Genomic DNA, 12868 nt, shown 5'->3' on the forward strand with positions numbered 1-12868 from the left:
GGCGCGCGAGGCGCCGGCCTTCGACATGATCGCGAGCGAAACAGCCTTATTCAGCCGCGTCCGGCGTGCCCGGCGTCGAGATCGCGTTGGCCTCGTAACCGTGGGCTTCCTTCAACGCGGCGCGAACGCCGGCCTCGTAGTCCGGGTGGACTTGCTTGAACAGCGCGAGCTGGCGTTCGATGATCTCGCCCGGCACGCCGCCCATGGCGGCCGCCACATTGTCGAACAGGCGCGATTTCTGGCCATCGTCGAAGAGTTCGAACAGGGCCCGGGGCTGCGAGAAGTCGTCATTGCCCTCGCGGTGATTGTAGCGCGCCATCGCGCCTTCGATGGCGAGCGGCGGCTCCATCGCCGAATTGTCCTCGACCGCGCCGCCCATGCTGTTGGGCTCGTAATAGGCGTCCGTCGCGCCGGTCTTCTGGCCGAAGAAATTCATCTGGCCATCCTTGTGGTAGTGATGGACCGGACATTTCGGCGCGTTGACCGGCAGCGCCTCGTAATGGGTGCCGAGGCGGTAGCGGTGGGCATCGGCATAGGAGAAGATGCGGGCCTGCAGCATCTTGTCCGGCGAATGCGAAATGCCGGGCACTATGTTGGAGGGCGAGAACGCCGCCTGCTCGATTTCGGCGAAGTAATTGTCGGCATTGCGGTTCAGTTCCATCACACCGATATCGATTGGCGGATAGTCGCCATGCGGCCAGACCTTGGTGAGGTCGAAGGGATTGTAGGGCGTCTTGCCGGTATCGCTTTCTGGCATGATCTGCACCTGCACCTTCCAGCGCGGATAATCGCCGTTCTCGACCTTTTCGAACAGCGCTTCCTGATAGGTTTCGCGGCTCTTGCCGATCAGCGTTTCCGCCTCGTCATTGGTGTAGTGCTTGTGGCCCTGTTCGGTCTTGAAGTGGAACTTGACCCAGAAGCGCTCGCCGGCATCGTTCCAGAGCGAATAGGTGTGCGAGCCGTAGCCGTTCATGAAGGTCGGATCGACCGGGATGCCGCGGTCGGACATCAGGATCGTGACCTGGTGCAGGCTTTCCGGCGATAGCGACCAGAAGTCCCACATCGCCTTCGGCGAGCGCAGATTGGTGCGTGGATGGCGCTTCTGGGTGTGGATGAAATCCGGGAACTTGTAGGGATCGCGGACGAAGAACACCGGCGTGTTGTTGCCGACGAGATCCCAATTGCCGTCCTCGGTGTAGAATTTCAGGGCGAAGCCGCGCACGTCGCGTTCGGCGTCGGCCGCGCCCAGTTCGCCGGCAACGGTGGAGAAGCGGGCGAGCATCGGCGTTTCCGCGCCCGGCTGCAGACACTTGGCCTTGGTGTATTTCGAGATATCGCCGGTGATTTTCAGCGTGCCGAACGCGCCCCAGCCCTTGGCATGGACCACGCGTTCGGGAATGCGCTCGCGGTTCTGGTGGGCGAGCTTTTCGATCAGCTGGTAATCCTGGATCATCACCCCGCCGCGCGGGCCGGCGGTGATCGAATTCTGGTTGTCGGGCACGGCGGCGCCGGCGGTGGTTGTGAGGGTCGGTTTATCTGCCATGGTTTCCTCCATTGTATCTGCAGGCATGGTCTCACGAACAAGTGATAGTTTCCAATTGCGATTTCCTGCAAATACGATAGGTTTTTCCTATCATGATTACACTCAAGCAATTGCGCTATTTCGAGGCGCTGGCGCGCGAGCGCCATTTCGGACGGGCGGCGGAGGCAGTGCATATCAGTCAGCCGGCGCTTTCGGCCCAGATCATGGATATGGAGGCGACGCTTGGCGTGGCGCTGTTCGAACGCACCCGCAAACAGGTGCTGCTGACGCGCGAGGGCGAGCGGGTGCTGGCCCATGCGGCACGCGTGCTGTCCGCCATGGCGGCGCTGGAACACGCCGCCCGACCGGCCACGGGGCCGCTTTCGGGGCCGGTGGCGATCGGCCTCATCCCAACCGTCGCCCCCTACCTGATCCCGAAACTCGTGCCCTATCTGAAGCGTCACTACCCGGATGCGGAGGTCGCGCTGAAGGAGGCCGTCACCGACCAGCTTCTCGACCATCTGGAGGAGGGGACGCTCGATGCGGTGGTGGCGGCGCTGCCGATCGAGCGCGACGGCGTTGAGACAATGGACCTTTTCGCCGACCGGTTCTTCATGGCGGTCGCGCGCAATTATGAGACCGTGCTGGCCTCGCCGCTGACCCAGGCGGATCTCGAAGCCGATCGTCTGCTTTTGCTGGAGGAGGGCCATTGCCTGCGCGACCAGGCGCTGGCGCTCTGCGAGCAGAAGCCAAAACGCGCCATCGTCAATGTCGGGGCGACGTCGATGACCACGCTGCTGCAGATGGTGGCCAACGACATGGGGATGACGCTGATCCCGGAAATGGCGGTCGCGGCGGAGACCGCGCGCACGCCGCTGACCATCCTGCCCTTTGCCGAGCCTCAGCCGGCACGACGGATCGGGCTCTGCTGGCGGCGTTCCGACAGGCGGCGCGATAGCATGGAGGCTCTGGCGGCGGCGGTGCTTGCCTGCCGCGCGGGCTGAGGCGTATTGGGCCTTTACGAATGGCGTCACACGCGGGATAGTGTCGGCAGCGAAGAATACCGGCTGACGGGCGAGAGGGGCTTTGGTCATGAACGGATTAACACGCATTCTGGCGACGGCATTTGCGGTTCTGACGCTTGGCAGCGCGGCGGCCATGGCGGACGACGACAAGATCATGGTCTTCGGCGGCGATACCTATGCCAGCGGCACGACGACCGTGCTGAACCAGGACAGCCCGCGCAGCGCCTTCGTCTCCGGTTTCACCGCGCGGCTTGATGGCGCGGTCGGACGCGATGCGCTGTTGGCGGGCGCCAGGGTGCGCTCCAACGCGAGCGTGAACGGCGATCTCTATGCGGCCGGCTTTTCCGTTCGGATCGACGGCACGGTCGCCGGCGATCTTTCAGCCGCCGGCGCGGATATCGAGGTCGGCCCGGATGCGGCCGTCAGCGGCAACGCACGGCTGGCGGGCGGCTCGGTGGCGATCAACGCGCCGATCGCGGGCAGCCTCTTGGTCGGCAGCGGCGATCTGATGCTGAACGCGGCGGTTTCCGGCGATGTCAGGATCATGGGCGATGATATCGCCTTCGGTCCGGACGCCACGATCGGCGGCATGCTGACCTATTATGCGCCGGACGAGGTCGCCATTCCGGAATCGGTGATTGCCGCCGACAAGGTGACGTTCCGCAAGCTGACGCACGAGGCGGCGCCGGAGGATGAGGAGGAGACCGAGATCGTCTCCGACACGACCGTGGTCGCGAGCTTCATTTCCATGCTGGTCTTCATGCTGGCGCTGGCGACGGTGTTCCTGGTGCTGGCCCCGCAGCGCACGGAGGCGGCCCGGACGCGGCTGATCACCCGGCCTTTCGCCTCGCTCGGCTACGGCTTCGTTGCGCTTTCGACGCTGTTCGGCGCGGTGCCGCTGGCGCTGATGACGATCATCGCCATTCCGCTGATCCCGTTCATCATTCTGGCAACCGTGGTTGGCTGGACCTTTGCCTATCTGCTGGCGGTCTATGCCCTGTCATGGTGGCTGGTCACCAGCATCAAGCCGCTGAAGCCCAGCCTCGTCAACCGTCTTCTGGCGATTGCCGGCGGGCTGGTGCTGATGTCGCTGCTGCACTACCTGCCGTTCTTCGGCTGGATTGCGAACATCGTCGTCGTGCTCCTGGGCTTCGGCGCCATGGCGGCGCTCTGCGGCCACGGCATGCTGGCGCGGCGCGAGCGCCGGAAGGCCGACGTCATCGAAACCCCGCCGCCGCACCCGCCCGCCGCCGCGATGACCGATCCGACCAACCCGCCGGACGAGCCGCCTCGGGCATAGGATCGTCAGAACCGGAAGCTGACGCCGACATTCACGGCATTGGTGAGGATGCCTGTCTTCATCCGGTCGCCGCTGTCGATCTTGACGTCGACCCAGGAATAGTTGGCCTTGTATTCGACGAAGGCGTCCCAGTTCTTGGCGAAACTGTAGGCAACGCCGGCCTGGGCCTGCACGGTCGGGCCGCCGAACTGATAGCCATAGGTGCGGCCGGATGGCCGGGTGACCTCGACATGTGGCACGTTGATGCCGGCCCCGAGGCCGACATAGGGCGTCCACTTGCTGTCTTTTATCGGAAAGCGGTAGAGCGCGTTCAGCGTCAGCAGATTGAGCCCGTCGGTGAATTCGAAATGGCTCCAGCCCGATTTGCCGAGCGTCGCATCATCGGCATAGACCTTGGCATGGCTGAAATCCAGCGCGATGCCGAGATTGGGCTGCTTGTAGCTGTCGAGCCAGTAGGTTGCGCGCGCGCCCCAATAGGCCGGCCAGTTGAACGACCGGCCTTCCCAGCCGGCGGTGAAAGCGTCAGCGCCATTGATCTCGACCGATGAATGCGGCGCGGTCTGATAGCCGCCATAGACGGAGAAGGCGGTTTCGGCAGACGCGCGATCGGCAGAAGCGGCAAATGACGCGGCAAGCAGGAGCAGGCCCGCTGAGGAGGTGAGGCGAAGCATGGAGACACTCGGATGCGGCGTAATATTAACGATAAATAAAGTATAAATTAGTTAAGGCTTCATGAATCATCACACCCGCGACAGCGGCGTTTTATGTTGGCCCGAGATCTCGGCCCTTGCTGTTCCGTTGAAAACATGTTTCCTTTTTGTTCCATTGAGAATCAGGAGGCGACTGTGAGCGAAACGGCGGGGTTGATAACCGGCGATGACGGCAGGGACCGCTGTTTCTGGCATGGCAATCTGCCGGATTATCTCAGATATCACGATGAGGAATGGGGCCGGCCGGTCACCGATGATTTCCGGCTGTTCGAGAAGCTCTGCCTGGAAGGCTTCCAGTCGGGGCTTTCATGGCTGACCATCCTGCGCAAGCGCGAGAATTTCCGCGCCGGCTTCGACGGTTTCGACTTTCACAAGGTTGCGCATTACGATCAATCAGATGTCGAGCGGCTGCTGGCCGATGCCGGCATTATCCGCCATCGCGGCAAGATCGAGGCGGCGATCAACAATGCCGCCCGCGCCATCGAGATGGAGGCCGAGTTCGGTTCGCTGGCCGCCTATTTCTGGGCGCATGAGCCGGGACCGGAGGACCGGCCGGCGGTTGTCGATCTTGAGACGCTGAGGGCAAACCCCACCACGCCCATTTCCGTAAAGATTTCGAAGGATCTGAAGAAGCGCGGCTGGAAATTCGTCGGCCCCACCACCGTCTATGCCTTCATGCAGGCGATGGGGCTGGTTAACGACCATCTTGAGGGCTGCTGCTGCCGCGATGAGGTGGAGCGGCTGCGGGCCGCGCTGAAGCGGCCCTCAGCGTCCTGATCAGCTGATCTGCAGCGCGAAGATCAGGGCGAGCGCGATCGCCGTCAACGCCGCGATCGAAAGCACGGCGGTGGCGACAACCCGGCCGCCGGCGCGGCCGAGCGAGCGGATATCGACTGAGAGCCCGAGCGCGGCCATGGCGAGCACGGTGAGCGCGTTGGAGGTGTGGGCGAGCGGCTCGATGAATTCTTCGGGAAACGCGCCGGCCGAGCGCAGCGCCATCATCAGCGCGAAGCCGATGATGAACCAGGGCGCGATATGCCTGAGCTTCACCTTGGCGCCGCCCGATCCCGAGCGCATGGTCATGCCGAGCGCGAACAGCACCGGACCCAGCATCATCACCCGGATCAGCTTCACCAGCGTGCCGGTCTGCACCGCGATCACGCCGCCGGGCTGCGCCGCGGCCAGAACCTGCGGCACGGCATAGACGGTGAGTCCGGACAGCACGCCGTACTGCGCGCCGCTCATGCCGAGGCTGACCAGCGCCAGCGGCAGCGCCAGCACCATGATCACGCCGAGCACGGCGGTGAAGGCGATCGCCGAGGCGATGTCGCGCGGTTCCGCGTCGATCACCGGGGCGGCAGCCGCAATCGCGGAATTGCCGCAGATCGAGTTGCCGCAGGCCACCAGCGTGGCGAGCTTCTTGTTGAGCCCGAGCGCGCGGCCGATGCCGTAGGAAACCGCGATCGCGACCACCACCGTGCCGATAATGCCGAGCACCAGCGCTGGCCCGGCCGCCTTCAGCGCTTGAACGCTGATCGACGCGCCGAGCAGCACGATCGCGACTTCGAGGATGAATTTCTCGCAGAAGCGGATGCCCGGCTTGAACACTTCCGACAGCGACACGAGCGAGCGGATCAGCGTGCCGATGAGGATCGCCAGCACCAGGTTTTCGATGAAGCGATGGCCGGAAAGCCGCACCTCCACCGCCTCCAGCCCGAAGGCGGCGAGCGCCACCAGACAGGACAGGATGATGCCCGGCGCAAGCGACATGATCGGCGCGGTCCAGGAGCGGTCGGGATTGTGGGCAACGGCAATGCGCATTCGGGTCTTTCCTCGTTTGCGCAATAGATGGTCTTCTTAAATGTCGTATTCCATCGAATAATAATTGACGTTTCGTTCGATTTTGGAGAATGTTTTTCCATGATGACCGTGGAACAACTCGTCGTGTTCGTGGCCGTGGCCGAGCGCGAACACCTGACCCGGGCGGCCGAGGCGCTGCGCCTGACGCCGTCGGCGGTGTCGAGCGCGCTGCGCAAGCTCGAGGACTTTTATCAGGTGGCGCTGTTCGACCGCGTCGGCCGTGGGCTGGTGCTGACGGCCGAGGGCCGGGTGTTTCTGGAGGAGGCACGGGCGGCGCTCGCCCGCATCCGTTCCGCCGAGCAGGTGCTGGGCGAACTCGGCGGGCTGGAGCGCGGGCAGCTTTCGGTCTATGCCAGCCAGACGATCGCCAGCTACTGGCTGCCGGAAGTGCTGATGCGGTTCCATGCGCGCTATCCCGGCATCGAACTGAGGCTCGCCATCGGCAACACCACCACGGTGGCCGATGCGGTGGCCAAGGGCGAGGCGGAGCTCGGCTATATCGAGGGCACGCTCGACAATCCGCGGCTGAGAAAACGGCACCTGACCGATGACGCGCTGATGGTGGTGGTCGGTCCCGGCCATCCGCTGGCCGATGGCCGGGCGGTGACGGCGGCGGAACTGGTCGCATCGACCGGCTTCGTGCTGCGCGAGGAGGGGTCCGGCACGCGCTTCGAGTTCGAGCATGCGATGGCCGGCTTCGGCATAGCGGCTTCCGATCTCGATGTGGTGATGGTGCTGCCCTCCAACGAGGCAGTGCTTTCGGCGGTGCGTTCCGGCCGGGCGGCGACGGCGGTTTCCGGCGCGGTCGCCGCGCCATGGCTGGCGTCGGGCGGGTTGAAGCGTGTCGCCTTCGATCTCCCCTCGCGCGCGTTCCAACTTCTAAGCCACAAGGAGCGGCATCTGAGCAAGGCGGCGGCCGCGCTGGTGGCCTTCAGCATCGAGGCTCAGCCCGATGCGCTGCCGCCAAGGGCCAGCGGTTCCGGCGCGATCTCCAGATAAAGCTCGTGCGGCGTATCGGGCAGGCCGCGTCGGTAGCCGAAATCGAGTTTCAGGGCACCGGCCGTCATGCCCGCCGCTTCGGCATGGGCGTGCAGGCGCGCGAAGCCCCCGGCAATGTCCGCAAGCGGCCCGTCATGGCGAAGGCGAAGATAGCGTCCGGGCGCAACCACATGGCGTTCCAGGCCGTCCGGTATCTCGGTTTTGCCGGCGGCCAGAAAACCGAGAAACTCGGCATAGGTGCCATCTTCCTGCCTGCGGGAGACCTCCAGAAAATTCACGGCCTCCGGGGCGGCGGCGAACAGCCTCTGCCAACCGGCGGGTACCGCTTTCGGCAATTCCTGCCATGTGCCTGAGACCGTCAGGCCGACGCAGACGAGTTCTGGCAGGGATACGGTTTCGATCACGATCAGTCCTCCTTTTCGCCGCCGCCGCTTGGCCGGCGACCGCCTTGGCGCTTGCCGGACTTCCGGCGATCCGTTAATCAGGGCCCGGAAAATGAAGCTGTGTTCCGGATAGGTCAACCATGAGCGACAAGAAGAAGAAACCGCAGAAGCTGAAGGCCCGCCTGCCGCGCGGCTTTGGCGACCGCTCCGCCGCCGATATCCGCGCGACCGAGGAAATGGTGGCGAAGATCAAGGCGGTCTACGAGAATTACGGCTTCGATCCGGTGGAAACGCCGATGTTCGAGTATACCGATGCGCTGGGCAAATTCCTGCCGGACAGCGACCGCCCGAACGAGGGCGTGTTCTCGCTCCAGGACGATGACGACCAGTGGATGAGCCTGCGCTACGACCTGACCGCGCCGCTCGCCCGCCATGTCGCCGAAAACTTCAACGACATCCAGCTTCCCTACCGCACCTATCGCGCCGGCTACGTGTTCCGCAACGAAAAGCCCGGCCCCGGCCGCTTCCGCCAGTTCATGCAGTTCGACGCCGACGTCGTCGGCGCGCCGGGCGTCCAGACCGATGCCGAAATGTGCATGATGATGGCGGATACGATGGAAGCGCTCGGCATTGCGCGCGGGGATTATGTGATCCGGGTGAATAACCGCAAGGTGCTGGATGGGGTTCTTCGAGCTCGCGGCGTTGCTGCGGAAAAGAACCTCGATGTGCTTCGTGCGCTTGATAAATTCGACAAGTTTGGCCGGGAGGGCGTTATGTTGCTCCTGACGACTGGGCGAAAAGATGAAAGCGGTGACTTCACCAAAGGCGCGGGGTTGTCGGAGGCAACTGCTTCTCTTCTATTGCGGCTGTTTGAAACGCCGAAATTCTTGAGTGCTGCAGATGAGCCACTGAAGGTGCAGCTCGGTGAAGAGGTCATTTCTTTTAAAGAAACATGGACGCAATATGTTTCCAAGTTTCTTGTTGATGGACGACCAGTGTTCCCGGAAGGTGAGTTTGCGGACGAGAGTGTCTCTTGGACCATCGCGGTTTCGACAGCTCTAGCTGATCCGGAGGCTGATGCTAGTGTAGGCTTCGCGGGCATTGGTGAGCTTTTGGCTATGCACAGAGTATTCGATGCGGCCGGATACGAGCCAAACCGCATCAAAATCGACCCTTCAGTCGTCCGTGGCCTCGAATACTACACCGGTCCTGTCTACGAAGCCGAACTCACCTTCGATGTCACCAATGAAAAGGGTGAAAAGGTCGTGTTTGGCTCGGTCGGCGGCGGCGGGCGGTATGATGGGCTGGTGTCGCGGTTCATGGGCCAGCCGGTGCCGGCGACGGGCTTTTCCATCGGCGTGTCGCGGTTGATGACGGCGCTGAAGAATCTCGGCAAGCTCGGCGCGTCCGAGGTGATCGAACCGGTGCTGGTCACCGTCATGGATGGCGATGCCGAGGCCATGGGGCGTTATCAGAAGATGACGCAGGAATTGCGCAAGGCCGGCATCCGCGCCGAGATGTATCAGGGCAACTGGAAGAAATTCGGCAACCAGCTCAAATATGCCGACCGCCGCGGCTGCCCGATCGCGGTCATCCAGGGCGGCGACGAGCGGGCCGAGGGCGTGGTCCAGATCAAGGATCTGATCGAGGGTAAGCGGCTCTCCGGCGAGATCGAGGACAACGCCGAATGGCGCGAGGCCCGCGTGGCGCAAAAGACCGTGCCGGAGGACGATCTCGTCGCGGAGGTCCGGGCGATGCTGGAAGCGCAGGCCGAAGATCGGAAGCGCGGGGGCTGAGGGGCAAGCCTTTCAGTTTTCCGCGGCCTTTGTGATGGGTAGAAGCGCCGCAGCCCATAATCTCCCCCCTTGAGGGGGAGATGTCGCGAACGCGACAGAGAGGGGTAAAGGGCGTGAGCCCTAAAAGCCGCATACTTTGTGCTCTCGGAGAGGGTTCACCCCTCTCTGCCCCTGTCGGGGCATCTCCCCCTCAAGGGGGGAGATCGTTTGGTGGTTGACGAGATTCATCCAAAAACAAAAAAACGGCCCGCATCGCTGCGAGCCGTCCTTAATCCTCAGGCGAAGCGGTTCAGATGCCGCTGCCCTTGTTCTCGCGCTCGCGGGCGCGGTCGTCCATCAGTTCGTACCACATGGCGTTCAGCACCGCGAAGAGCGCTGCAAGCGGCAGACCGAGGATCCAGGCGAAGTACCACATAGAATTCTCCTTTCGTGAAAGGGGGGCGGGCCGTTGGGCCCGCCGGCTTTTCTCAGTAGGCGTGCTTGTCCGAGTTGGTGACGTCCGCGTCGGTCACCTTGCCCCACATGATGTGGTAGACCCACGAGGTGTAGGCGAGGATCAGCGGCACGAAGATCAGCGCGCAGACCAGCATGATGAACAGCGTCAGATGGCTCGACGATGAATCCCATGCCGTCAGGCTGGCGCCGGGCTGTTCCGACGACGGCAGGATGAACGGGAACATCGCAACGCCGGGGGTCGCCACCACGCCGAAGACCGAAGCCGACGACGACAGCATGGCAAGCGCCGGCCGGTTGCCGCGGAGCCCGATGAACGCGCCGATCGCGCCGAGGAAGCCGAGCGCGGGCGCCAGCATCATCCACGGATAACGGCCGTAATTGACGAACCATGCGCCCTGCGAGCGGGCAACATCGTTCATCAGCGGGTTCGACGGGCCGGCCGCATTGACGGCGCCGGTGAAGGCGTAGCCGTCAATGCCGTAATAGAGCCAGACGCCGGCGAGCGCGAACAGCACGATCAGGGCGACCGCCGAGATCGAACCGAAGCCGCGGGCGCGGTCGTTGACCGGACCTTCCGTCTTGGTCGTCAGGTAAGCCGCGCCGTGCATGACCAGCATGGCGACGCAGACCAGACCGGTCAGCAGCGCGTAGGGGTTCAGCAGGCCGAAGAACGAACCGTCATAGAAAATGCGAAGGTCGTTATCGAGCCGGAAGGGAACGCCCTGCAGCACGTTGCCGAGCGCCACGCCGAAGATCAGCGTCGGCACGAAGCCGCCGATGAACAGCAGCCAGTCCCAGGTATTGCGCCAGGTGGCGCTTTCGCGCTTGGAGCGATACTTGAAGCCGACCGGGCGCAGGATGAGCGCGAACAGGATCGCGAACATCGCCAGATAAAAGCCCGAGAACGATACGGCGTAGATCGCCGGCCACGCCGCGAAGATCGCGCCGCCACCGAGGATGAGCCACACCTGGTTGCCTTCCCAGACCGGGCCGACCGTGTTGACCACGACGCGGCGTTCGGTGTCGTTCTTGGCGACGAAGGGAAGCAGGGTGGCGGTTCCGAGATCGAAACCGTCCATCACGGCGAAGCCGATCAGCAGAACGCCGAGCAGCAACCACCAGATGACGCGGAGGACTTCGTAAGAGATAAGATCGTGTAATACCATGATGTTTTACTCCGCAGGTGCCATGGTGCCCTGAACCCGGCGAGCGCCGAGAACCGGCATGTCGGGTCCGTTGTCCGGCTGCGGTCCCTTGCGGATCGCGGCGAGCATCAGGCCCATTTCGACGATGAACAGCACCGTATAGATTCCGACAAAGCCGATGATGGTGAGCAGCACCGTGCTTGCGCCGAGGCTCGAGACGGCTAGCGCCGTCGGCAGGATGCCCTCGATGATCCACGGCTGACGGCCGAGTTCCGCGACGATCCAGCCGCATTCGGCGGCAATCCACGGCAGCGGAATGATCCAGACCGCGAGGTGCAGCAGCCAGCGATGGCTGTCCAACCTGCGACGGGTCGACAGGTAGAAGAACACACCCATGACGGCGATGAACAGGAAGCCGGCGCCGACCATGATGCGGAACGACCAGAACAGCGGACCGACCGGGGGAACGAGGCTGTTTGCGGCCTGTTCGATCTGGGCGGGCGTTGCGTCTGCCGGATCATCCACGAACGGCTTCAGAAGATAGGCGTAACCGAGGTCGTTGCCGTATTCCTCCATGATCGCCTGGTCGGCCGGGTCCGGCGTGCCGGTGCCCATATTCGCGCGCATGTTCTGCAACGCGGTATAGGCCTGGATGCCGTTTTCGATCTTGGTCTTGCCGTTTTCGACCAGCTCGTTGATGCCCTCGATCGGGGTATCGAGCGAGCGGGTGCCGATCAGACCCATGACCCACGGGATCTTCACCGCGTAATGGGTCTCGCGGTTTTCCGTGTCGGGAATACCGAACAGCGTGAACGAGGCAGGCGCCGGCTCCGTTTCCCACATGGATTCGATCGCGGCGAGCTTCATCTTCTGGTGTTCGGTCGTCAGATACCCGCTTTCATCGCCCAGCACGACCACCGAAAGGGCGGCGGCAAGGCCGAAGGAACAGGCAACCGTCATCGAGCGCTTGGCAAGCTCAACATGGCGGCCCTTCAGCACATACCATGCGCCGACGCCGAGCACGAACACCGAGGCCGTGACATAGCCGGCCGAAACCGTATGCACGAACTTCGCCTGCGCGACCGGGTTGGTCAGAACCTCGAAGAAGTTGGTGACTTCCATGCGCATCGTGACCGGATTGAAAGCCGAACCGACCGGGTTCTGCATCCAGCCATTGGCGATCAGGATCCACAGCGCCGACAGGTTCGAGCCGATGGCGACGCACCAGGTGATGATCAGGTGGGCGACCCGCGACATGCGATCCCAGCCGAAGAAGAACAGGCCGACGAAGGTGGCTTCCAGGAAGAAGGCCATCAGCCCCTCGATCGCCAGAGGCGCGCCGAAGATGTCGCCGACATAGTGGCTGTAATAGCTCCAGTTCATGCCGAACTGGAATTCCATCACGATGCCGGTGGAAACGCCGATGGCAAAGTTGATGCCGAACAGCACGCCCCAGAATTTTGTCATTTGCCGCCATATCTTGCGGCCGGTCATGACGTAGGTCGTTTCCATGATCGCAACGATCATGGAAAGGCCCAGCGTCAACGGCACAAACAGAAAGTGATATAGCGCCGTCATAGCGAATTGCAGGCGCGATAGCGCCACGATGTCCAGTTCCATTGCGTCTCTCCCGCGTTCAAACCGGGTCTCAGTTTCATCGACTGCCGTTTGA

General features: G+C 63.2%; 12 protein-coding genes. 5 read left to right on the forward strand and 7 right to left on the reverse strand.

All coding sequences use genetic code 11. The annotated features are described in order from the left end of the window. Nucleotides 1-46 precede the first annotated feature (46 nt). Nucleotides 47-1543 carry a catalase KatA gene (gene katA / locus K7H91_RS02620; RefSeq protein WP_230718645.1) on the reverse strand — a complete coding sequence of 499 codons (1497 nt, stop codon included), beginning with the start codon at nucleotides 1541-1543 and terminating at the stop codon, nucleotides 47-49. 92 nt (nucleotides 1544-1635) lie between these two features. Here katA and K7H91_RS02625 point away from each other — a divergent pair, with 92 nt between their 5' ends. Further along, complete coding sequence (locus K7H91_RS02625; RefSeq protein ID WP_230718647.1) at nucleotides 1636-2526, forward strand: LysR substrate-binding domain-containing protein; 891 nt, start codon at nucleotides 1636-1638, stop codon at nucleotides 2524-2526. A gap of 88 nt (nucleotides 2527-2614) precedes the next feature. Next, nucleotides 2615-3847: a bactofilin family protein gene (locus tag K7H91_RS02630; protein WP_230718649.1), complete on the forward strand. Its 1233-nt coding sequence runs from the start codon at nucleotides 2615-2617 to the stop codon at nucleotides 3845-3847. Nucleotides 3848-3852: 5 nt separating this feature from the next. Here the strand turns inward: K7H91_RS02630 and K7H91_RS02635 are convergent, their stop codons facing one another. Next, a complete protein-coding gene (locus K7H91_RS02635; RefSeq protein ID WP_230718651.1) occupies nucleotides 3853-4518 on the reverse strand; it encodes an outer membrane protein in 666 nt (221 codons plus the stop codon). A 174-nt stretch (nucleotides 4519-4692) separates the two neighbouring features. Here K7H91_RS02635 and K7H91_RS02640 point away from each other — a divergent pair, with 174 nt between their 5' ends. Continuing rightward, complete coding sequence (locus tag K7H91_RS02640; protein ID WP_419197437.1) at nucleotides 4693-5334, forward strand: DNA-3-methyladenine glycosylase I; 642 nt, start codon at nucleotides 4693-4695, stop codon at nucleotides 5332-5334. Here K7H91_RS02640 and K7H91_RS02645 read toward each other — a convergent pair whose 3' ends face one another. Next, complete coding sequence (locus K7H91_RS02645) at nucleotides 5335-6378, reverse strand: YeiH family protein (protein ID WP_230718655.1); 1044 nt, start codon at nucleotides 6376-6378, stop codon at nucleotides 5335-5337. Between the two features lie 102 nt (nucleotides 6379-6480). Between K7H91_RS02645 and K7H91_RS02650 the strand changes: the two genes are divergently transcribed. After that, nucleotides 6481-7416, forward strand: a complete 936-nt coding sequence (locus K7H91_RS02650; RefSeq protein WP_230718775.1) for a LysR family transcriptional regulator — start codon at nucleotides 6481-6483, stop codon at nucleotides 7414-7416. On the opposite strand, the gene K7H91_RS02655 is transcribed toward K7H91_RS02650, so the two are convergent. Then, complete coding sequence (locus K7H91_RS02655) at nucleotides 7362-7820, reverse strand: GyrI-like domain-containing protein (RefSeq protein WP_230718656.1); 459 nt, start codon at nucleotides 7818-7820, stop codon at nucleotides 7362-7364. The genes K7H91_RS02650 and K7H91_RS02655 overlap by 55 nt on opposite strands. A gap of 119 nt (nucleotides 7821-7939) precedes the next feature. Here K7H91_RS02655 and K7H91_RS02660 point away from each other — a divergent pair, with 119 nt between their 5' ends. Beyond that, nucleotides 7940-9595, forward strand: a complete 1656-nt coding sequence (locus tag K7H91_RS02660) for a histidine--tRNA ligase (RefSeq protein WP_230718657.1) — start codon at nucleotides 7940-7942, stop codon at nucleotides 9593-9595. A 289-nt stretch (nucleotides 9596-9884) separates the two neighbouring features. On the opposite strand, the gene cydX is transcribed toward K7H91_RS02660, so the two are convergent. The 3 genes from cydX to K7H91_RS02675 are packed head-to-tail and all read right to left on the reverse strand — an operon-like array spanning nucleotide 9885 to nucleotide 12816. Continuing rightward, entirely contained in the window at nucleotides 9885-10010 is a 126-nt protein-coding gene (gene cydX / locus K7H91_RS02665; RefSeq protein WP_018065131.1) for a cytochrome bd-I oxidase subunit CydX, read from the reverse strand. 52 nt (nucleotides 10011-10062) lie between these two features. Continuing rightward, nucleotides 10063-11217, reverse strand: a complete 1155-nt coding sequence (gene cydB, locus K7H91_RS02670; RefSeq protein ID WP_230718659.1) for a cytochrome d ubiquinol oxidase subunit II — start codon at nucleotides 11215-11217, stop codon at nucleotides 10063-10065. 6 nt (nucleotides 11218-11223) lie between these two features. Further along, entirely contained in the window at nucleotides 11224-12816 is a 1593-nt protein-coding gene (locus K7H91_RS02675) for a cytochrome ubiquinol oxidase subunit I (protein ID WP_018065133.1), read from the reverse strand. Between the last annotated feature and the right edge of the window lie 52 nt (nucleotides 12817-12868).

The sequence above is a fragment of the Martelella mediterranea genome (assembly GCF_021021415.1).
Taxonomy (GTDB): Bacteria; Pseudomonadota; Alphaproteobacteria; order Rhizobiales; family Rhizobiaceae; genus Martelella; species Martelella mediterranea_C.

What these genes read in the sequence shown, in the direction of transcription:
- cydX (WP_018065131.1), bottom strand. Translation starts at nt 10,010, where the DNA reads ATGTGGTACTTCGCCTGGATCCTCGGTCTGCCGCTTGCAGCGCTCTTC.
- K7H91_RS02635 (WP_230718651.1), bottom strand. Translation starts at nt 4,518, where the DNA reads ATGCTTCGCCTCACCTCCTCAGCGGGCCTGCTCCTGCTTGCCGCGTCA.
- K7H91_RS02645 (WP_230718655.1), bottom strand. Translation starts at nt 6,378, where the DNA reads ATGCGCATTGCCGTTGCCCACAATCCCGACCGCTCCTGGACCGCGCCG.
- K7H91_RS02660 (WP_230718657.1), top strand. Translation starts at nt 7,940, where the DNA reads ATGAGCGACAAGAAGAAGAAACCGCAGAAGCTGAAGGCCCGCCTGCCG.
- cydB (WP_230718659.1), bottom strand. Translation starts at nt 11,217, where the DNA reads ATGGTATTACACGATCTTATCTCTTACGAAGTCCTCCGCGTCATCTGG.
- K7H91_RS02625 (WP_230718647.1), top strand. Translation starts at nt 1,636, where the DNA reads ATGATTACACTCAAGCAATTGCGCTATTTCGAGGCGCTGGCGCGCGAG.
- K7H91_RS02675 (WP_018065133.1), bottom strand. Translation starts at nt 12,816, where the DNA reads ATGGAACTGGACATCGTGGCGCTATCGCGCCTGCAATTCGCTATGACG.
- K7H91_RS02650 (WP_230718775.1), top strand. Translation starts at nt 6,481, where the DNA reads ATGACCGTGGAACAACTCGTCGTGTTCGTGGCCGTGGCCGAGCGCGAA.
- K7H91_RS02630 (WP_230718649.1), top strand. Translation starts at nt 2,615, where the DNA reads ATGAACGGATTAACACGCATTCTGGCGACGGCATTTGCGGTTCTGACG.
- katA (WP_230718645.1), bottom strand. Translation starts at nt 1,543, where the DNA reads ATGGCAGATAAACCGACCCTCACAACCACCGCCGGCGCCGCCGTGCCC.